This is a genomic window from Pantoea sp. GABEPS69, from assembly GCF_045780835.1.
Classification (GTDB): domain Bacteria; phylum Pseudomonadota; class Gammaproteobacteria; order Enterobacterales; family Enterobacteriaceae; genus Pantoea; species Pantoea septica.
On the sequence record NZ_CP118619.1, the window covers coordinates 237,247 to 256,289 of the forward strand.

Sequence of the window (19,043 nt, forward strand, 5' to 3'; positions counted from 1 at the left end):
GTCACAGGCGTAACGCCCGCGGTAGAGAAAAACTCTCGGAAAAGCTTTAACGCTTCTCTAACGGCCCGTGATTAACGGGCCGCATCTTACCGTCTAAAACGATAATAAAGTGAGCACATTTCCTGAGCGAACCGATGCCTTTTATCAGGCCGCCATTTTGCGACACTGTTCGGCACAGTGTCGGCACGCTTTAGCGCATGCCTGGCAATGATCGTGCTCGTGCTTGCCGCATTCGTCGCCGCACTGCTGGCAAATATCTGCACAGAGCTGACATAGCATTTTGGCTGATTCGCTGTTGAGCGCCATAAATTGCGCAGCCGCTCGACAAATACTGGCGCATTGCATATCCATCCTGATGCAGTTTCGCATCATCTCCAGGTTTTCTTCTTCAAGACAGGACGCCGCGCAATGGTCGCAGGCGGCAGCGCACAGATAACAGGCTTCGATGCACTCTTGCCAGGGATTTGTCATATTTCCTCCTTAACAGAACGTGTTTATTAAGCCTGGAAAAGAAATCTGATTATGCAAAGCGGAAATAAGTTAATCACTTTTTCGTCGCTGACTTTTCAGCTGTTCTGGCAGTTAGCGCCAGAAGCGTGACCCAGCATTGAGCACCCTCAATACAGCCGCAAACTGCCTGAAGACTGGCCGATGCTGGTAAAAGTGCCAGGCTTAGCCAATGCTAAATCAAACTTGATGGAGTCTCCCGATGGGCCGAGTTAAGATTCGGTGCCCAGCTTGCGGAGAGCGCCGCTTTCAGTTCACCCTTAAAAACGATGCAAAGAGGACGCCTCATGGCGCCGTCTGTCTGCGCTGCGGCAGGCCAGTGAAAAGCGACAGCCTTTTTCAACTTTGTCTGGTTCCTCCACGCATTTTTCGATAATGCGTGAAGCATATTCAACTATGATAACAAGCAGGTAAGGTTTCTTTCTAAAAACATAATAAGTTTATAGGCTTGCAATGAAAATCCGCTTTCTGTCAGCCAATGAGCACAAGCTGACCGAGGTACGCAAAATCCTCGAACCGGTAGGCGTCGACGTCCTGCCTATCTCGCGCCGCATCGACGAAATCCAGACGGAAAACGAAATTGCGCTGGTACGCGACAAGCTAACCAAGGCATTTTCCATTATTGGGCGCCCGCTGTTTGTCGAACATACCGGTCTCTATCTCGACGGGCTGAATGGCCTGCCTGCCGGACTGACGCGCATCTTCTGGAACCGGCTGGAGGCTGAACGTTTCGCCAAGCTGGTGCAGGGGCTCGACAGCCAGGCGGTGACGGCGAAAACCGTACTGGGCTACTGCGACGGACGCAAAATGTACCAGTTTCATGGCGAAGTGCGCGGTACCATCGCCGCCAGACCTGCCGGACCGCGCGAGTTTCAGTGGGACTGCGTTTTTATCCCGGAAGGCTATAGCCAGACTTTCGCCGAGATGGGCGAGCTGAAAAATGAGATCTCTATGCGTAAGCTGGCGCTCGATCGCTTCGCCGAATTTTTGAAAACCGCCCGAGGAGTGGCATGAAACCTGAACTGAAACGCGCCTATGACTCCGGCAAGCTGATCCTCTTTGCTGGCGCGGGCATCTCGCGCAATCTCGGATTGCCGGAGTGGCATGAGCTGATCGCCCATCTGGCGAATGAGCTGGGCTACGATCCGAAAATCTTCAACACCTACGGCACCCATCTTTCGCTGGCGGAGTATTACAAACAGAAGAAAGGGTCGCTGGGGCCGCTGCGCAGCTGGATGGATCGCGAGTGGCACCGCCCGGACATTGATGTCCGATCGTCAGAAATTCATACCATGATTACCCAGGGCAACTTTAGCCGCATCTACACCACCAACTACGATCGCTGGCTGGAAGCGGCGCACGAGGCGCACGGCGTGCCCTACAGCAAAGTCGCCAACGCGGCGGATCTGGTGGCGCTCACCGAGGACAAGCGGCATATCATCAAACTGCACGGCGATTTCGACGACGATACCTCAATCGTGCTGGATGAGAGCAGCTATTTTGAGCGTCTCTATTTCGATTCGCCGCTCGATATCAAACTTACCCATGACGTGATGGGCAATTCGGTGCTGTTCGTCGGCTACAGCATCAGCGATTTCAATATCCGCCTGCTGTTCTATCGCCTGACGAAAATGTGGGGCAGAACCGGCCTGGCGACCGCGCGGCCGAAGTCTTATCTCTTCACCAACCGCAATAATCCGGTGGCGCGCGAAGTGCTGGGGCAGTGGGGCATCGAAATGATCGTGTCAGAAGAGGATGACCCGCGCAAAGCGCTGGCTGACTTCCTTAATGATCTGATTTCATAAGGCAAATTTTCACTTTATCTGGCGTAGCGATAGCGTTGAAAAAAGGATGCAATCCGGCTGCATGAGGGATATACTGTATATATTAACAGTATCGGAGAGGCAAAAATGGCTGTCGAAATTAAATACGTAGTCGTCAAGAAGGGTGAAGAGAAAATGACGTTTGCCAGCAAAAAAGAGGCGGATGCCTACGACAAGATGCTCGACATGGCGGAGGCCTTTACCGACTGGTTAGCGCAGCATCAGCCCGATATGGATGAATCTCAGGCGGAAACGCTCGGCCTGCTGCTCGCAGAGCAGAAAGATGCGATTCAGCATATCCTGCGCACCAGCAAACTTCCGGATGCGGCTGACGTGGCGAAAAACGTTCGCGCTGCAGAGAATGCTGATGAAAGCGCCGAAGGCGACGTCGCTCAAACCAAGAAAGTGCGCGCCGTTAAGGCCGCTTAAGTTTAGTTTGCCTGATATAAACAACGCGCCGCAGCGCATTTGCCTGCGGCGCGTTTTCGTATGTGGGAAGCCTCTGCGGTCAGGCGCGCCTGGCCTGCAGGCTTTTATGCATCAGTGAGCGAACAGAGAGAAGGTGCCGAAATAGTAGCTTGCCATCCATGCCACATAGACCAGCCACACCATCAAACCTGCCGTTAAACCCAATTTACCCGTCATCAGCCTGCCTCCATTAGATGTGCGGTTACAGGAACCGTTGACACAAATTGACAGAAGGCTGCGCGGCGTGGATTGTTCTGGATCAAAAAACCTGCATACAGCGGTCAAGCGCTACCTCGGCGTGGATCAAAAAGCCTTAGAGCAGGTCGGTGCGATCGCCGCGCGTGGTAGGGTGCGAGATCACCAGAAATTCGACGTCGCTGTCGCTGTCGTTGCGGGCCTGATGTTTCGCTTCGGGAGGAATTTCCAGACCCTCATGCGCGTTGAGCAGGTGACGCTCGCCTTCAAGCTCCATACAGAGCGTGCCGCGCAGTACAAAAAAGAACTGCCGACTCTGGGCGTGATAGTGACGAATCTCCGCTGTACCGGCAGGCATCCGCTCGTGGATGATAGAGAGATCCTGCCGCTGCAGCAGTGTCCAGCCGTCGCATTGGTCGCCCCAGAAATAGTGTTCGGCATTATCTTTCGATACCATGTTGATTTTCCTTATCCGCTTTATGGAACCGATACCATAACGATTCTGTCGGCAAATAAATATGCTTTTTCAATCATTTTGATGCTGACGCGCGCTTTTCATACCAAAGATAAAAGAAAACCCGCCGGCGGCGGGTTTTTTATAGTGAAGCGATGATCTGGTTACTGCGCAGGACGCGCCTTATTGCGTGAACGCAGCTTTTTAACCAGACGGTGCGCTTCGGCCTCGCTGGCTACCGCAGGCGAAGAGCCGCGCAGCGGTTTACGCGCCGATTCGTGCAGCGTCAGCACGGTCAGCAGGCCAATCACGCCTGCGCCCATCAGGTAGTAGGCAGGCATCATCAGGTTATGCGTGGTATCCACCAGCCAGGCAGTAATCAGCGGCGTGGTGCCGCCGAACAGCGAGACGGAGAGGTTAAAGCCGATCGCCAGCGCGCTGTAGCGGATGTCGGTAACAAACAGCGCCGGCAGGGTAGCAGGCATGGAGCCGCTGAAGCAGGTATGCAGCGCGCCCAGCACGATCAGTCCGGCGAACACCAGCCACATATTGCCCGACGTCACCAGCATCATGCAGGGGATCGCCAGCAGGATCAGGCCAATCGCGCCGCTGCCAATGACCGGACGACGGCCAAGGCGATCCGCCCAGTGTCCCCAGAACAGCGTCAGCGGCATCATCACGAACATCACCACCATAATCAGCAGCAGGCTGCTCAACTCGCCCATGCCGAGGATGCCGGTCAGATAGCTCGGCATATAGGAGGTCAGCATGTAGTTGGAGACGTTAAACAGCAGTACCAGACCAATACATTTCAGCATCGGCTTGTGATACTTCTTCAGCATCTGCACTACCGTCATCGCCGGTTTGCTGTGCTCAAGCGCCTCCTGCTTCTCCATATGCTGCTGGAACGCCGGGGTCTCTTCCAGCTTGAGCCGCACATAGAGGCCGAACAGGCCAAGCGGCGCGGCGACGAAGAAGGGAACGCGCCAGCCCCAGTCGAGCATGGTCTGCTCCGGCAGCACCGAGGTCAGCGCGGTGACGAAGCCTGCGCCCAGCAGATAGCCGCCGAGGGTGCCGAACTCGAGAAAGCTGCCCATAAAGCCGCGACGGTTATCCGTGGAGTATTCGGCGATGAAGGTCGCCGCGCCGCCATATTCGCCGCCGGTTGAGAATCCCTGCACCAGTCGCGCTACCAGCAGCAATATCGGCGCAAGAATGCCTATGCTGGCGTAAGAGGGGATCAGGCCGATGCAGAAGGTGCCGATCGACATCATAATCATGGTCATCGCCAGCACTTTCTGTCGGCCGATGCGATCGCCGAGCGGGCCGAACACCAGTCCGCCGATGGGGCGCACCAGGAAGGCCGCGGCGAAGGTGCCGAAGGCCGCGATCAGCTGAGCAGTGTTGCTGGCGTTGGCGAAAAAGACCTTACCAATGGTCACGGCGAGGTAGCTGTAGACGCCGAAGTCGAACCACTCCATCGCGTTACCCAGCGCCGCTGCGCCGACCGCACGCTTCAGCATATCGTTATCGACAATGGTGATATCGTCGACCGTTAGCTCTTTCTGTTTTTTCTGCCAGAAATGCTTTTTGCTTTTATCTGTGGGTTGATTCCCGGTGCTCATAATATCCTCATTAACCAATGAGGCTCTTATAGCTTTCGTCGCCGAACTGCCAACAAACTCTGGGAAAGAAAGCTATAAGCAGCCTGTTAAAATAAATTACGGCAGCTTGTTTACAACAATTTACCTTACTATAAAAACGGCCTCGCTTTCAAATTAGCAGATTTTTAGGCTGTCATAGCCGATTAAACACGCAATTGATGCCGCTTTGATCCATCAGCATGGTTTAAATGGCTTTGTCTTAGAGGATTATCCTGTAAAAAAACCTTAAAGATGCGGTTAAAAAGAGCGTTGCACGGAAATAACCTGACTTAACGCAGGGATTAATAAGCGGCGCGCGATTGCCTTATTTAGCTTGAGAAAAAGTAACCCTGGTATAAATACGGTTATAAGCCGATGCAAAATGTCATCAATCGGTCACTGAGTTAATGACGCGTTATCGCTGTCGCCAGCTAACATTCAGAGAGAGTATTGATTCGCACGCGCCGCCCTGGTCTACGGCGGCCTTTCTGGAGGGGTTATGGCCCGATTTAGTGATAAGCGTATCCTGATTACCGGCGGCACCAGCGGCATGGGGCTGGCCGGTGCGCAGCGCATTCAGGCGGAAGGCGGCCGCGTTGCGGTCACCGGCCGCAATCCCAGTCGACTGCAGTATGCCAACAGCGTGTTGCACGACAATGCGCTGCTGCTGCGCAACGACGCCTCGCTGGAGGCAGATATCGAGGCGTTGGGCGAAGCGGTGGAAAAATGGGGCAAGCTGGACGGGCTCTGGCTGAACGCCGGTTACGCCGAACTGGGCGAGCTGGAGTCAATCACCGCGGAATCTTTTAACGCCATGATGAACGCCAACGTGCGCGGCCCTATGCTGCAGCTCGCCAGACTCTCGCCTCTGCTTAATCCCGGTGCGTCGGTGGTGGTCACCTCATCGTCGTCGAGCTATGAAGGCGCGGCGAGTACCAGTCTCTATGCCGCCACTAAAGGGGCGATTGTGGCGATGGCGCGCAGTTGGGCCACGGCGCTGGCGCCGCGCGGCATTCGCGTCAATGTGGTGGTGCCAGGGCCGATCGAAACACACTTCCGCGATTTTATGCCGGAAACGGCGCGTCAGCAGTTTGAGGATTTTATCGTCAGCCAGGTGCCGCTAAAGCGGGCAGGGAAGGCGGAAGAGGCGGCGGCGGTCGCGCTGTTTCTGCTCTCCAGCGACGCCTCTTATGTGACGGGCAGCCAGTACGCGGTTGACGGCGGCCTGGTGCGTTACTGAAATCTGGGCAGCCTGCGCTGCCCGTTAAGCCGTTAGCCCGGATAGATGCCGCGCTCTTTGCGCGCCATCAGAATGCGTTCGCAGGCAACGATATAGGCAGAGGTGCGCAGCGAGCACTCTTTCTCTTTGGCTTTATTCCAGACGTGCACCATCGCATCGGTCATGATCTTATCCATGCGCGCGTTGATCTCATCTTCGCTCCAGAAGAAGCTCGCCATATCCTGCACCCATTCGAAGTAACTTACCGTTACACCGCCTGCGTTACAGATAACGTCGGGCACCACGATAATACCGCGCTCGGCCAGCACGTCGTCCGCTTCCGGATAGGTCGGGCCGTTCGCGCCTTCCAGCACCAGCTTGCAGCTCAGTCGTTCCGCACGCTCGCGGGTAATCTGACCTTCCAGCGCCGCCGGGATAAAGATATCCATTTCGGTACGCCAGAACGCCGCTTCATCGATCTTCTCCGCGCCAGGGAAGCCGAGGATCTGCTTGTGCTCCTGCTGCCAGCGTGAAAGCTCCGCCATATCGATGCCGTCGGCGTTAGCGATGGTCGCGCTGTGATCCTGAATCGCCACCACAAAGGCGCCCGCTTCGCTGAAGAGACGCGCCGCCTCGCTGCCGACGTTGCCGAAGCCCTGCACCGCTACGCGCGCTCCCTCAACGGGAATGCCTGCGCGGCGCGCCACTTCGCGGCCGGTGATAAATACGCCGCGTCCGGTCGCCTTTTCGCGTCCCAGCGAGCCGCCCAGGTGGACCGGCTTGCCGGTGACCACGCCGGTCACGGTGGTGCCGCTGTTCATGGAGTAGGTGTCCATCATCCACGCCATCACCTTGCTGTTGGTACCGACATCCGGCGCCGGAATATCTTTCTGCGGCCCGATGATAATGCCGATCTCGCTGGTGTAGCGGCGCGTCAGGCGCTCCAGTTCGCCTTCCGACAGCGCGAAAGGATCGCAGCGGATGCCGCCTTTGGCGCCGCCGTAAGGCAGGTTAACCGCGGCGCACTTGATGGTCATCCATGCGGAGAGCGCCATGACTTCATTCAGATCGACATTGGGATGGTAGCGCACGCCGCCTTTACCCGGCCCGCGCGACAGGTTGTGCTGCACGCGATAGCCTTCAAAATGGCGGATGGTGCCGTCGTCCATTTGCAGCGGAATATCGACGATCAGCGCGCGTTTCGGATGGCGCAGCGTATCGATCCAGCGTCCCAGTTCGCCCAGATAGGGCGCGACGCGGTCGATTTGCTGAAGATAGGTGGACCAGGCAGATGTACTGTTTTCAGACGCGTAGGATAACTTTTCCATAAAGACCTTTCTTTTTTAAAGTCGTTTATTATGTGTTGCCGTGGATGGATAGCGGATCTAACCGCACCCCGTTAATTTACCACTTACCGAAGAAAGATAATTTTTCTTACGCCGCTGAAAAAAGCGGTTTTGCTACATTTTGGTGCAGCGCAGTGCATAAATAATGTGGCTGGCCGCGTCGCACTGAATAAAGATGTGCTTATGTTGCATGGTTGTTGCATAAATGAGATTTGTCGTCACTTTTCAGTTCCTTGAGTCATCTCATAAATTGAACAAAATACGCCCGCTACGTATTGACTTGGCAGCGAAAATTAGCCGCATGAGCCAGATTAATGAATGGATTACTTTTCATAATGGCGTATAGCGCGGCGCTGAATTAGAGCGCCATTATCCCTTCTATTTCAATTTTAAGATCGGGCGAAAACAGCGCGCTGACCTGTACTAAGGAACTGGCGGGTAAATGGTCGCCGTAATAATGAAACAGCACCTTGCGCAGGGCGTCGATATCCTTAAAGGAGGTGATGAATATTGTGACTTTCAGCAATGCGCTGAGCGTTTTGTTTTCTGCCTGAGCAATAAGCTGAAACTGTTTAAATATCGCCTCAGCCTGCTCGGCGATGGAACCGGCTTGCGCGGCGCTGCCGAATGCCGTAAGGCCGGAAATATAAAGCGTCTTTCCCTGTTTTACCGCATGGACATAGGGCGCTTTAACATCGCCCAGCGCGGGATAATTAATTCTTTCGATGGCTGACATTTATATCTCCTTCATTTTATCTGCCGTACGGCCGTCATTGATCAGACTAATCGCGCCATAACCGATTGTCGCTGTCGTTAAATGACCTTTTCGCTATATAATTGTAAATACAACGAAAGTGGTAAATTAAGGTTACACTTTCCCGCCGTTAATATCACCTGCAGAATTGACAGAATAAAAATGAAATTACTCTCCCGCGCGCGTTTTAAACCCCACCTACTTAGCTTGTTAATTTTAACTGCCCTGGAAACACAGGGCGCGCTGGCGTTCACAAACGATACGCTGGTTGTCTCTGCTGCGCCGGGCTCATCCTTGCGTCATGAGGACGCCACGCAAAAAAGCGCCATGCTGGGCAACGCCGGCCAGCAGGCGCTACGCAACACGCCGTTCTCTGTTCAGTCGCTTTCACGCGAGTTGATGAAACAGCAGCAGTTAAAAAGCGTCAGCGATCTCTATCGCTATATGCCGTCGGTACAGGGTGACGGCGCGCGGCCGCAGACGCGCGGTATGCAGGGCAGCGTGGTGCAGAACAGCATGATCGACGGTCTGAACGTCGTCTCAACGACCGATTACGCGGCAGAACAGTTCGACCATATCGAGGTGCTGAACGGCCTGGCCGGTTCACTCTACGGCCCGGCAAACCCGGCGGGGCTGTTCAATTTTGTGGCGAAGCGCGGCGCCGATTTACCACAGCGTCGTCTGCGTATTGGCGGCGGCAGCGGCGGCAATCATAACGTCGCGGCGGATTTCAGCGGCCCGCTCGATCAAAACGATCGCCTGCGCTATCGCCTGAATCTGCTGGATGACGAGCGCGGCGGCTATGTCAGCGGCAGCAAGGTGCGCCGCCAGCTGATTAGCCTGGCGCTGGACGCAAACCTCAGCGACAATACCGTGCTGGAGAGCAACTTCAGCTATTACCACTATTACGATAAAGGTCTGCCGGGCAAATTCGCGCTCGGCAATGGACTCACCTTCCCGGCGGCGCCCGACCCGAAAAAAAACGGACTTGGGCAAGCCTATGCGGGCGACGACAACCATACCCTGACCGCAGGGCTGCGCCTGCGGCATGACTTTGACGGCAACTGGCAGGGCGAAGTGGGCGTACTGCGCCAGATTGCCGACCGCGAATCGACTGGCGTCACCAATACCTTTACCGATCGGGCGGGGCGCTATACCACGACGACCTCTTCCTCGACCGCCAGTCGCTTCACCATCAACAGCTATATGGCGAATCTTAACGGCGAAGTCGATACCGGCAGCATCCATCATCAAATCGCCACAGGCATCCGTGGTTTTGTCTGGAAGAATATGAATCCGCTGCACGGCGCGACTTCGACGCTGGGCAGCGCCTCGCTGGAACGGCCCTCTCGCTTTGAGCGGCCGGACTACCCCGACTTCAGCAACCGCTATCACTCCGCCACCGCGACGCAGCACGCCTTTTTGCTGAGCGACAACCTGCAGTTTTCTCCGCAGTGGAGCCTGCTGCTGGCAGGCAGCGAAAGCCTGCTCAGCTCCGCCAGCTACGCGAAAACCGGCGTGCGCAGCAGCGAATCCTCTAACAGTGGCTTTTCTGGCTCCGCCAGCCTGGTCTATAAGCCGGTGGATCCGCTGACGCTCTACCTCACCTGGGCGGATAGCCTGCAGCAGGGCGACGCCGCTCCGTCGGGCGCCAGCAACGCCGGCGCGATCCTGGCGCCTTATCGCAGCAAGCAGACGGAAGTCGGCGCGAAGCTGACGGTGAATCGGCTGCTGCTGACGGCGGCGCTGTTTGAGATCAAACGTCCCTTTGCCTATACCAACGGCAGCGGCGACTACGCTGTGGACGGCGAACAGCGCAACCGCGGCGTGGAGCTGATGGCGGATGGCGACGTCATGCAAGGGGTGCATCTCTACGGCGGCATGACCTGGCTCGATCCACGCCTGTTCGATACCGGCAGCCGCGCGACGCAGGGAAAACAGGTGGTGGGGCTGGCACGCTATACCGCCAGCCTCTTCGCTGCCTGGGATCTGCCTGGCCTCAGCGGAGCCGATCTGCACGGCGGTGCGCGCTATGTCGGACGGCGCGCCACCGACAATGCCAACAGCGGCTGGGTAAGCGGCTATACCACCTTCGACGCGGGCGCGGCTTATCAAACTCGCCTGATGAACACCGCAACCACGTTTCGGCTCGATGTGACTAACCTGACCAATCGTCATTACTGGACCAATATCGTGCCGGGCGGCCTTAATGGCTACAGCGGCGCCGGGTATGCCAGCGCCTCGCTCGGCGCGCCGCGTCAGGTGCAACTCTCGATGCAGCTCGATTTTTAAGGAATCTGAATAATGAAAACGTTACTGCGGGCCAGCCTGACGCTGGCGCTGAGCCTGACGGCGGGCGTCGCCGCTGCCGCCACGCTAACCGACGATCTGGGGCAGCAGGTCGAGCTGCCGCATCCGGCGCGCCGCATCGCCGACGCCTGGTATGCGCACCATTCGCTGCTGATGACGCTGGGCGCGGGCGACCTGATCGTTGCGACCGTCAATCATCCCGCAGACCGGCCCTGGATGTTTAAGGTGCAGCCTTCGCTGAATCAGGCGCTGCAGGCGCGCGGAAAAACCTTTTCCAGCGAAGCGCTAGTGGCGCGCGGCGTCGACGCCATTTTCGTTCCTGCGCAGGATCCTGATGCGATAAGCTATCGCCAGGCGGCTATCCCGACGCTGAGTATGCGTTTTAACGACGTGGCGTCGATGAAACGTTCGCTGCTCACCACCGCGCAGGTGGTGGGTACGCCGCAGGCGCAGCGTCGGGCGCTGGCGTACAACCGCTATCTTGATGCGCAGATCGCCGCCGTCAGCACGCAAACCGCCTCGCTGAGCGAGGCGCAGCGGCCGCGGGTGCTGCATATTCAGTCGCTGCGGCCGCTGAAGGTTGACGGCAGCCAGACGCTGATTGACAGCTGGATCCGACTTGCCGGCGGCAGAAACGCGGCGGCGGCGGTAACGGGCAATATGAAAGAGGTTTCGCCTGAGCAGGTCATCGCGTGGGATCCCGACATTATTATTATTGGGGCAGGCGCAGGCAGGCTTGAGGCGTCGCCTTATGCGGCGCTGTTTAGCGGCCTGAAGGCGGTAAACCAGCATCGCGTGCTGCAAAATCCATCGGGCGTCTTTCCCTGGGACCGCTACGGCACCGAAGTGGCTTTGCAGATCCTCTGGGCGGCGAAGCAACTGCATCCGCAGCGCTTTGCGCAGCTCGACCTTATCGCCGCCACCCGCCGCTTTTATCACCGCTTTTATGGCTACCCGCTGCGTGTGGACGAAGCAAAGAGGATCCTGGCCGGTTTGCCACCAATTTCAGGCTGAAATCGCCCGCTTCGCTTTACTGAACCAAGTGTGCGGTGACTGGCGTAAAAAGCAGCGAAGAGGCGAATTCGGAACATGCTGACGCATTGTCTGATGGGAGAAAGTGTGACGTAGCGCTAAAATAGAGGCTTACTCGCAGCTGAGGTCTGACATAAATAATGATTTTACGTTTTTCCCCGATAGCCCTTATCGCCGTCGTCGCGCTCGCCGGATGCGCGAAAAAGCACTCTTACCAGGACGATCCTACGTTTACCGCCGGTCCCGCGCAGGTGAGCGTTTCCCATGTGATGACGCGCACCGATGACGGTTCATCAGTGTTCGTCACCGTCGACGGCAAAGATGCCGGCAAGCTGAACGGCGGGCAGAGTAAAGATCTCTTCCTGACGCCAGGCAAGCATAAAATCGGCGGCTACGTCGCCACCCTGTTTGGTCTGGGCCGCGTCACCATCAATCCAGTCGAAGTGAACACGGCTAAAGGCGAAGTGAAACATGTCGCTTATGAAGTAAAAAGCGACAAGCCGACCTTTACCGAATGGACACCGCCGTCTGCCGAAGGCTAAACCTCTCCTCCCGGGCCGGTCTGCGTCTGACCGGCTTTGCTCACGCTTTTCTCCTCCAGCTATTCCGTGCATGAGTCGTTAACTGCTTTTCGGCTAATCGTGATTATATGCAATCATAATTGACCATATGTGAGCATGATCAATTTATTGCACTGCTAATTCCCCTATAAATGCTCCTGTGACGCCTTCAAAAGAAAGTGCGCTGATTAAACTTAATCAATCTGTATCCTTACAGGAGACTAACGTGGCCTATCTCTACTGCAGCACGCGCTGCCCTGATTCAACATTCGCGCCGCCTTCAGGTGTCATCACGGCGATGCGCTAGCCCGTCAGCACGCGCAATAACTTAATGGAAAACAGACGAGGGTTATGACCCTCACGGTTTCGCTCGTCCTCAAGAGAGGCTCAGATGAATACGTTCAATGCTGAAGACACCCTGATTATCGTCGGCATCGTAGTGGCTTATATTGGTTTCACTACCTGGCTGACCTGGCGGCTGCGCAGCAAAAGCAGCGGCGATTTTATGGAAGGATCCCGCGCCATGCCCGCGCTGGTGGTCGGTATTTTGCTGATGTCGGAATATATCGGCGCCAAATCGACCGTCGGCACTGCGCAGGCCGCCTTTGAAGATGGCTTCGCCGCGTCCTGGTCGGTAATCGGCGCGGCAATCGGCTTTCCGCTGTTTGGCTTCCTGTTGGTCAAACGCATCTACAGCACCGGCAAAATCACCATCTCCGGCGCAATAGCGGAAAAGTACGGCAATACCACCAAAAACATCATCTCCGTCATCATGATTTACGCGCTGCTGCTGGTGAACGTGGGCAACTATGTGAGCGGCGCGGCGGCGATTTCGACCATCCTGAAAGTTAACCTGCCGGTTGCGGCCTTTATCACCGCCGTGGTCAGCACCTTTTACTTTTGCTATGGCGGCATGAAAGGGCTCGCCTGGGTCACGATGCTGCACAGCGCGCTGAAGTATTTCGGCATTCTCGCCATTATGGGGTTTGCGCTCTATAAAACCGGCGGCTTTACGCCGATGATCGAGCAGATGCCCAGCTACTACTGGACGTGGGATGGCCATATCGGCGCCAGCACCATCGTCGCCTGGCTGATCGGCACTATCGGCTCCATCTTCTGTACTCAATTCGTTATTCAGGCGATCTCCTCGACAAAAGATGTGCGCTCGGCGAAGCGCGCCACCTGGGTTGCCTTCTTCTTTTGTCTGCCGATTGGCCTGGCGATTGCGGTTATCGGGGTGGCGGCGAAATATCTGCATCCGGAGATCAACAGCCTCTACGCGATGCCGATTTTCCTGCAGGATATGAATCCCTGGATGGCTGGCGTGGTGACAACGTCACTGGTAGCGTCGATCTTTGTCAGCGTGAGCACCGTGGCGCTGGCCATCGCTTCGCTGGTGGTAAAGGATTTCTACGTGCCGTATCGCAAGCCGACGCCGGAGCAGGAGTTCAAGGCGACGCGCTGGCTGTCGTTGATTATCGGCTTCCTGCCGCTGATTTTTGTGTTGCTGGTGCCTGAGGTGCTGAAGCTCTCGTTCTTTACCCGCGCCATTCGCCTCTCGATTTCGGTAGTGGCGGTGATCGCCTTCTACGCGCCGTTCTTTAAAAGCGCGCGCGGCGCCAACGCCGGTTTGATCGGCGCCTGCGTCGCGACATCAGTCTGGTACCTGCTGGGCGACCCGTTCGGCATTAATAATATGTATATTGCGCTGGTCACGCCGGCCATCATTATGGCGATCGATTACCTGATCCCAAACCGACAAGTAGATGAAACGCGCCAGAGCGTTGAACAGAGGGGAGTCCGATATGTCCGTAACCGTTAACCGCGATGGCGTACTGCGCCCAGCAGAGCAGGATGCGCGCCTCATGACGGCGATGCTGCCGTCGCCATGTCCGCAAAACCATGCGGCCAACCTTTTGCCGCTGCCGGACGGTTCGCTGCTGTGCGTCTGGTTCGGCGGCACGCAGGAAGGCGTGGCGGATATCTCCGTCTACAGCTCGCGCCTGGCGTCCGGTGCCGATCGCTGGAGCGAGGCGGTAAAACTCTCCGACGATCCCGCGCGGTCGGAACAGAACCCGGTGCTGTTTCTGGCGCCTGACGGCGTACTGTGGCTGCTCTGGACGGCGCAGCTTGCCGGCAATCAGGATACCGCTATCGTGCGGATGCGCCAGTCGCGCGACCTGGGCGCCAGCTGGGGGCCGATCGAGACGCTGCTCGATCAGCCTGGCACCTTTATCCGCCAGCCGATTACCGTGCTGGAGAACGGCAACTGGCTGCTGCCGGTGTTCTACTGCCGCACCCAGCCGGGCGAGAAGTGGGTCGGCAACGATGACGTCAGCGCGGTGAAAATCTCCAGCGACGGCGGCAAAAGCTGGCGCGACGTCGCGGTGCCCGGCAGTCTGGGCTGCGTGCATATGAACATCACCGCGCTGCCGAACGGCACGCTGGTGGCGCTTTATCGCAGCCGCTGGGCGGATCACATTTACTACAGCCAGTCAGAAGATGGCGGCGAAAGCTGGTCACAGCCCGAGCCGACCACGCTGCCCAACAATAACTCTTCTGTTCAGGTCACCACGCTGCAGGACGGCACGCTGGCGCTGGTGTTCAACAATATGAGCGCGGCGGGCGCGACGGAGCGACGCGCTTCGCTCTATGACGAAATCGACGACGGCGACGACAGCCGCAAGGAGCCGCAGGCGCGCGAAGGGCGCAGCGCGTTCTGGGGCGCGCCGCGCGCGCCGATGACGGTGGCGCTGTCGCCAGACGGCGGCAAAAGCTGGCCGTGGCAGCGCAATCTTGACGAAGGCGACGGTTACTGCATGACCAATAACTCCCAGCAGAAACTCAACCGCGAGTTCTCCTATCCCACTATCAAGCAGAGCGACGACGGCACTCTGCATATCGCTTATACCTTCTATCGACAGGCCATTAAGTATGTGCGCCTGTCGCCGGCATGGGTAAAGGAGGCGTCATGATTATCGGTAATCTGCAGGCGCTGGCGATGGCGGGGCTGCCCGCCGCGCTACGCGCCATCCTTGAGCGCGAGGATTGTCGGCTTGAGGCGCTTAAACAGCGCGAAGATGGCCGCTTTCAGCCCGCGGATGCGCAATGGTTTTGCCATATCGGCCCGGCGCAGACCGAGCCGGCGGCGCAGCGCCATACTGAATATCACCGCCAGTGGGCGGATATTCAGGTAGTGCTGGCGGGCAATGAGGTGATTAACGCCAGCCAGCAGCCTCTGGCGCAGCCGGACGACGAAGAGCGCAAAGCGGATCTTTTTATCGCCGCTGCGCCAGTGCTGCCGGTTTCGCTACGCTTGAGCGCCGGCGATTTCGCCGTATTTTTGCCTGGCGAACCGCATCAGGCGCTCTGTGCCGCATCGCAGCCGGAAAGGGTGCGCAAGGCGGTGTTTAAAATTCCGCGTTCGCTTCTGGAGGCATAGATGCCGCATGCGATAGTAACCGGCGCCAGCTCTGGCATTGGCGAAGCGATTGTCGCCGCGCTGCTCGATCAGGGCTGGCAGGTGACCGGGCTGAGTCGCAGTGCGGTAACGCGCGACAGCGCGCTTTTTCGCAGCGTTCAGGTAGATATGACCGATGAGCCGGCGCTTATCCGCACGCTGGCCGATCTTCCCGTGCCTGATGCGTTAGTGCATGCCGCCGGCATGATGGCTGCCGCGCCGGTGGGCGAGATCAACCTCGGCGTCAGCTCTCGCCTCTGGTCGCTGCACGTGCGCGCGGCGGAGATCCTCGCCAGCCGCTTTGCACCAGAGATGCAGCCGGGCGGCCGTATTGTGCTGATCGGCAGCCGTACCTCGCGCGGAGCGGCTAACCGCTCCCAGTATGTCGCGACCAAAGCCGCTATGGTGGGGATGGCGCGCAGCTGGGCGATGGAGCTGGCGCCGCGCGGCATTACGGTCAATGTAGTTGCGCCGGGCGCGACAGAAACGCCGATGCTCTCGCAGCCGGGCCGCGAGGCGTCCAGGCCGGTCGTGCCGCCGATAGGTCGGCTTATTCAGCCGCAGGAGGTCGCCGCGCTGACCGCTTTCTTGCTCTCGCCGCAGGCCGCGGCTATCACCGGTCAGGAGATGGTGATTTGCGGCGGCGCCTCGCTGCGCTAGGCGCGGGGGTTTAGCTTCGCCAGCTGTGCGCCGAAATGCTGCTCGATCACCTTAAAGGTTTCCAGCGCCTTGACGCGGTAAAGCTGCTCTGAAGGATGAATGCAGTCGGGCGACATCATGGCGCGCCAGTCGGGCATTTGTTGAATGCGCTGGTACTGACTGACCAGCGGCACCTTTTCCGTGCGGGCGACGGCGTCAAGCCGCGCAGCATAAGGCGCGACATCCCATTTCTCCGCCCGGCCGCACAGCGGATGCGGCTCCTGCAACACCACCGCTTTGCCGTTCGCTCTGGCGCTGTCGATCAGCGCCGTCATCACTTCGCCGTAGCGCTGCGGGCTCACCTGATACGGTTTTTCGATATCGTGAAAGTGATAGTGGCGTGCGTCGTTGGTGGCAAAATTAAGCAGGATTAGACGCGCGCTCGACTGTTTCATCGCTTCCTGCCACGGCGGATTGTGCTCATATTTATAACGTCCGTTCAGGAGTTCAATCGCCTGTGCCGACGGCGCGCCGCGATTGATCACCTGCACGCCGCTGCCGTATTTCGCCTGTAGCAGCTGATTAAGCACGGCGATTTCATTGTGCTCGCTGACGATATTGCGCAGCCGGCCCGCTTCGCGCACCGCCAGCACCCCTTTGGTGCTGGATCCTCCCCAGGCTTCAATAATAAAGGTGTCGGGCGATGCGGACTGCGCCATGGCTGACGCAGAAGCGGCGAGGGTAAGCGCAATGGATAGCGCCATTTTAAAATGAATTTTTTTTCGAAGCATATCGCTCTCGGCTTGTTGCCTGCAGTGAATATCGCGGTTAAACCACGGCTGCGATCACGGTAGCAAAATTAATTAGCCGCCAACAACCCGAAAAGTCTCGATAGTTACCAGCAAAATTATATCAATACTTTGTTTTTGTAAGGCGACACTTTTTAAGCGGATCGCGGCGAACAGGACGTTTTTTTCGCGCCAGCAAAGTAAAATAAGCAGAATCGCATTCGTTAGCGATATTTCTTCTATTAACCGGCCTTATCAGCCGTCTCGTTTAGCGGAGTGCAACCCGCACCAGAACGGACATGAGCGGCATGCAGAAAAAGGAAATTGTCAGGCTATTGTTTTTGATAGATAAAACGGCGATGGCAGCGCCAAGGCGGTTAGCTTTTTATACCTGCATTATCTGGCCTTTTTCCTAATTCAATCGCGAAGCTTTAGGCATATTCCTAATGTCCTGTCTGCGCAATGCTTTTTATCGTTAAGTGATGATAGGCTTTACCCACACAGGCCAGACAGGGTTATTCTGATTTCTGCGCGGCCGACTTCACCAGGTCAGGATTATATCCTTTTCGCGTCTCGCTGTTAAAAATGCGGCAGGAGAGAGGCGACGTTCTGACGAATTATTGAGAAGGGTACAACGTGGAAAATAAAGCGTTTCTCTCGAGCCGAAATATCGGCCTGGATTTCCTGCGCGCGCTGTTGATTCTGGAAGGGGTTTTATATCATGCCGCGCGAAGTCTTCCCGGCGGTAATAACTGGTACTATATTTCAGGGAAAAATGAGGCGGACGGCTTTACCGCGCTGATCGAGTTTATGCATACCTTTCGAATGGAAGCCTTTTTCTTCCTGTCGGGCATGTTCTCGGCAATGGTCATCCTGCGTAAGGGCTCCGACTTTTTTTACAGTAACCGCAAGAAGCGCGTCGTGGTGCCGCTGATCTCCGCCTTCCTGTTTATTCCCGGGCTGATGTATCTCATTAACGCGCAAATCGACGGCGAAGCCCTCACCACCCATAACGCGCTGGGCGCCTATACTTCGCTGCACCACCTTTGGTTCCTGGTTTCGCTGACCGCGATGTCGTTCCTGATCCCGGGCAGTCTCTATCAGCGCGCGGCGATGATGATGCGCCGTCTGCCTTTCCCGCTGCTGGTCGCAGCGCTGATCGTCGCGGCAAACGCCTTCTTTGTGGTGAAGTTCTTCGTGAAAGACTTCGGCGAGTGGGTCAATCTTATCCCCGTTACCGCCCGCTTTATGGTGTTCTACGCGGCAGGCTATGCGCTCTACCTTAACAGCGATCAGATACCGCAACAGGCGCGCAGTATCCTGGTCAATACCAAAGTGGTGGCGGCGCTGGGGCTTGCCTGCTGGCTGGTGTTCTATGCCATTTTCCACTACAACATCACCAGCAGCCTGAAGTATCTGCCGGTGCTCTGCTCCAGCGTGTTCTCGGTGATTTTCTCGTACTGGGTGGTCTTCACCTTTGAGAAATTGCGTATGAAAGAGAGCCGCCTGGTGAAGGGCGTGGTGGATTCCGCGCTGGTGATCTACATCATGCACTATCCGCTGGTGATCACCTTCGCCTGGCTGCTGGATGGCTATCTGCCCGACGCGCTGCCGATAACCTATGTCGCGGTGGTGACCACGCTTGGCCTGATCTGCAGCGCCGCGCTCTATTTGCTGATTAAGCAGCTGCCGCTGATGTCGCTGCTGTTCGGGCTGAAACCGGCCCGCGTGCAGAACGTGCCAGCCACCGATCCCCGCAGCTAATTCCCTCGCGTTGCCTCTGCCCGGCGGACCTTGTCCGCCGGGCATTCTGTTACAAACCTCTTTATTTAGGCGCCGCAAAAG

General features: G+C 57.1%; 18 protein-coding genes. 12 read left to right on the forward strand and 6 right to left on the reverse strand.

Annotation, left to right across the window (positions count from 1 at the left end):
- Nucleotides 1–144: 144 nt before the first annotated feature.
- A complete protein-coding gene (locus PVE98_RS20995; RefSeq protein ID WP_096074002.1) occupies nt 145–471 on the reverse strand; it encodes a four-helix bundle copper-binding protein in 327 nt (108 codons plus the stop codon).
- Between the two features lie 489 nt (nt 472–960).
- On the opposite strand from PVE98_RS20995, the gene PVE98_RS21000 reads away from it, so the two are divergent.
- From PVE98_RS21000 to PVE98_RS21010, 3 genes are all read left to right on the forward strand, one after another.
- A complete protein-coding gene (locus PVE98_RS21000) occupies nt 961–1,521 on the forward strand; it encodes a non-canonical purine NTP pyrophosphatase (protein ID WP_096074001.1) in 561 nt (186 codons plus the stop codon).
- Nucleotides 1,518–2,312: an SIR2 family protein gene (locus tag PVE98_RS21005; RefSeq protein ID WP_033748663.1), complete on the forward strand. Its 795-nt coding sequence runs from the start codon at nt 1,518–1,520 to the stop codon at nt 2,310–2,312. Before PVE98_RS21000 ends, PVE98_RS21005 begins: the two co-directional genes overlap by 4 nt.
- A gap of 105 nt (nt 2,313–2,417) precedes the next feature.
- Nucleotides 2,418–2,759: a YebG family protein gene (locus PVE98_RS21010; RefSeq protein WP_096074000.1), complete on the forward strand. Its 342-nt coding sequence runs from the start codon at nt 2,418–2,420 to the stop codon at nt 2,757–2,759.
- A 352-nt stretch (nt 2,760–3,111) separates the two neighbouring features.
- Here the strand turns inward: PVE98_RS21010 and PVE98_RS21015 are convergent, their stop codons facing one another.
- Together PVE98_RS21015 and proP are read right to left on the reverse strand one after the other, a co-directional pair.
- The gene (locus tag PVE98_RS21015; RefSeq protein ID WP_096073999.1) at nt 3,112–3,450 is read right to left on the reverse strand and encodes a cupin domain-containing protein; all 339 of its coding nucleotides are present in this window, start codon (nt 3,448–3,450) and stop codon (nt 3,112–3,114) included.
- Nucleotides 3,451–3,611: 161 nt separating this feature from the next.
- Nucleotides 3,612–5,072, reverse strand: a complete 1,461-nt coding sequence (gene proP / locus PVE98_RS21020; protein WP_096073998.1) for a glycine betaine/L-proline transporter ProP — start codon at nt 5,070–5,072, stop codon at nt 3,612–3,614.
- A gap of 517 nt (nt 5,073–5,589) precedes the next feature.
- Between proP and PVE98_RS21025 the strand changes: the two genes are divergently transcribed.
- Nucleotides 5,590–6,330: an SDR family oxidoreductase gene (locus PVE98_RS21025; protein ID WP_033790492.1), complete on the forward strand. Its 741-nt coding sequence runs from the start codon at nt 5,590–5,592 to the stop codon at nt 6,328–6,330.
- 32 nt (nt 6,331–6,362) lie between these two features.
- Here PVE98_RS21025 and PVE98_RS21030 read toward each other — a convergent pair whose 3' ends face one another.
- Together PVE98_RS21030 and PVE98_RS21035 are read right to left on the reverse strand one after the other, a co-directional pair.
- On the reverse strand, nt 6,363–7,637 hold the full coding sequence (locus PVE98_RS21030) for a Glu/Leu/Phe/Val dehydrogenase (protein WP_033748673.1): 1,275 nt from the start codon (nt 7,635–7,637) through the stop codon (nt 6,363–6,365).
- Nucleotides 7,638–8,013: 376 nt separating this feature from the next.
- On the reverse strand, nt 8,014–8,391 hold the full coding sequence (locus PVE98_RS21035; RefSeq protein WP_096074343.1) for a RidA family protein: 378 nt from the start codon (nt 8,389–8,391) through the stop codon (nt 8,014–8,016).
- A gap of 180 nt (nt 8,392–8,571) precedes the next feature.
- Between PVE98_RS21035 and PVE98_RS21040 the strand changes: the two genes are divergently transcribed.
- From PVE98_RS21040 to PVE98_RS21070, 7 genes are all read left to right on the forward strand, one after another.
- Nucleotides 8,572–10,701: a TonB-dependent siderophore receptor gene (locus tag PVE98_RS21040; protein ID WP_313618908.1), complete on the forward strand. Its 2,130-nt coding sequence runs from the start codon at nt 8,572–8,574 to the stop codon at nt 10,699–10,701.
- Between the two features lie 12 nt (nt 10,702–10,713).
- Nucleotides 10,714–11,733: an ABC transporter substrate-binding protein gene (locus PVE98_RS21045; protein ID WP_096074342.1), complete on the forward strand. Its 1,020-nt coding sequence runs from the start codon at nt 10,714–10,716 to the stop codon at nt 11,731–11,733.
- 158 nt (nt 11,734–11,891) lie between these two features.
- A complete protein-coding gene (locus PVE98_RS21050) occupies nt 11,892–12,293 on the forward strand; it encodes a hypothetical protein (protein ID WP_096074341.1) in 402 nt (133 codons plus the stop codon).
- A gap of 409 nt (nt 12,294–12,702) precedes the next feature.
- On the forward strand, nt 12,703–14,133 hold the full coding sequence (locus PVE98_RS21055; protein WP_033748684.1) for a sodium:solute symporter family protein: 1,431 nt from the start codon (nt 12,703–12,705) through the stop codon (nt 14,131–14,133).
- The gene (locus PVE98_RS21060; RefSeq protein WP_096074340.1) at nt 14,117–15,286 is read left to right on the forward strand and encodes an exo-alpha-sialidase; all 1,170 of its coding nucleotides are present in this window, start codon (nt 14,117–14,119) and stop codon (nt 15,284–15,286) included. The genes PVE98_RS21055 and PVE98_RS21060 overlap by 17 nt, the downstream gene beginning before the upstream one ends.
- The gene (locus PVE98_RS21065) at nt 15,283–15,753 is read left to right on the forward strand and encodes a YhcH/YjgK/YiaL family protein (RefSeq protein ID WP_033748689.1); all 471 of its coding nucleotides are present in this window, start codon (nt 15,283–15,285) and stop codon (nt 15,751–15,753) included. The genes PVE98_RS21060 and PVE98_RS21065 overlap by 4 nt, the downstream gene beginning before the upstream one ends.
- Nucleotides 15,754–16,431, forward strand: coding sequence for an SDR family NAD(P)-dependent oxidoreductase (locus tag PVE98_RS21070; protein WP_096074339.1), 678 nt, complete (start codon nt 15,754–15,756; stop codon nt 16,429–16,431). It abuts the gene before it with no gap.
- Here PVE98_RS21070 and PVE98_RS21075 read toward each other — a convergent pair.
- Nucleotides 16,428–17,174 carry an SGNH/GDSL hydrolase family protein gene (locus tag PVE98_RS21075; RefSeq protein ID WP_033749085.1) on the reverse strand — a complete coding sequence of 249 codons (747 nt, stop codon included), beginning with the start codon at nt 17,172–17,174 and terminating at the stop codon, nt 16,428–16,430. The two genes, PVE98_RS21070 and PVE98_RS21075, sit on opposite strands and share 4 nt — an antisense overlap.
- 660 nt (nt 17,175–17,834) lie before the next feature.
- On the opposite strand from PVE98_RS21075, the gene PVE98_RS21080 reads away from it, so the two are divergent.
- Complete coding sequence (locus PVE98_RS21080) at nt 17,835–18,962, forward strand: acyltransferase family protein (RefSeq protein ID WP_051905571.1); 1,128 nt, start codon at nt 17,835–17,837, stop codon at nt 18,960–18,962.
- Nucleotides 18,963–19,043 lie beyond the last annotated feature (81 nt).

Coding starts and splice junctions, on each gene's coding strand:
- PVE98_RS20995 (WP_096074002.1), bottom strand. CDS start 471: ATGACAAATCCCTGGCAAGAGTGCATCGAAGCCTGTTATCTGTGCGCT.
- PVE98_RS21000 (WP_096074001.1), top strand. CDS start 961: ATGAAAATCCGCTTTCTGTCAGCCAATGAGCACAAGCTGACCGAGGTA.
- PVE98_RS21005 (WP_033748663.1), top strand. CDS start 1,518: ATGAAACCTGAACTGAAACGCGCCTATGACTCCGGCAAGCTGATCCTC.
- PVE98_RS21010 (WP_096074000.1), top strand. CDS start 2,418: ATGGCTGTCGAAATTAAATACGTAGTCGTCAAGAAGGGTGAAGAGAAA.
- PVE98_RS21015 (WP_096073999.1), bottom strand. CDS start 3,450: ATGGTATCGAAAGATAATGCCGAACACTATTTCTGGGGCGACCAATGC.
- proP (WP_096073998.1), bottom strand. CDS start 5,072: ATGAGCACCGGGAATCAACCCACAGATAAAAGCAAAAAGCATTTCTGG.
- PVE98_RS21025 (WP_033790492.1), top strand. CDS start 5,590: ATGGCCCGATTTAGTGATAAGCGTATCCTGATTACCGGCGGCACCAGC.
- PVE98_RS21030 (WP_033748673.1), bottom strand. CDS start 7,637: ATGGAAAAGTTATCCTACGCGTCTGAAAACAGTACATCTGCCTGGTCC.
- PVE98_RS21035 (WP_096074343.1), bottom strand. CDS start 8,391: ATGTCAGCCATCGAAAGAATTAATTATCCCGCGCTGGGCGATGTTAAA.
- PVE98_RS21040 (WP_313618908.1), top strand. CDS start 8,572: ATGAAATTACTCTCCCGCGCGCGTTTTAAACCCCACCTACTTAGCTTG.
- PVE98_RS21045 (WP_096074342.1), top strand. CDS start 10,714: ATGAAAACGTTACTGCGGGCCAGCCTGACGCTGGCGCTGAGCCTGACG.
- PVE98_RS21050 (WP_096074341.1), top strand. CDS start 11,892: ATGATTTTACGTTTTTCCCCGATAGCCCTTATCGCCGTCGTCGCGCTC.
- PVE98_RS21055 (WP_033748684.1), top strand. CDS start 12,703: ATGAATACGTTCAATGCTGAAGACACCCTGATTATCGTCGGCATCGTA.
- PVE98_RS21060 (WP_096074340.1), top strand. CDS start 14,117: ATGTCCGTAACCGTTAACCGCGATGGCGTACTGCGCCCAGCAGAGCAG.
- PVE98_RS21065 (WP_033748689.1), top strand. CDS start 15,283: ATGATTATCGGTAATCTGCAGGCGCTGGCGATGGCGGGGCTGCCCGCC.
- PVE98_RS21070 (WP_096074339.1), top strand. CDS start 15,754: ATGCCGCATGCGATAGTAACCGGCGCCAGCTCTGGCATTGGCGAAGCG.
- PVE98_RS21075 (WP_033749085.1), bottom strand. CDS start 17,174: ATGGCGCTATCCATTGCGCTTACCCTCGCCGCTTCTGCGTCAGCCATG.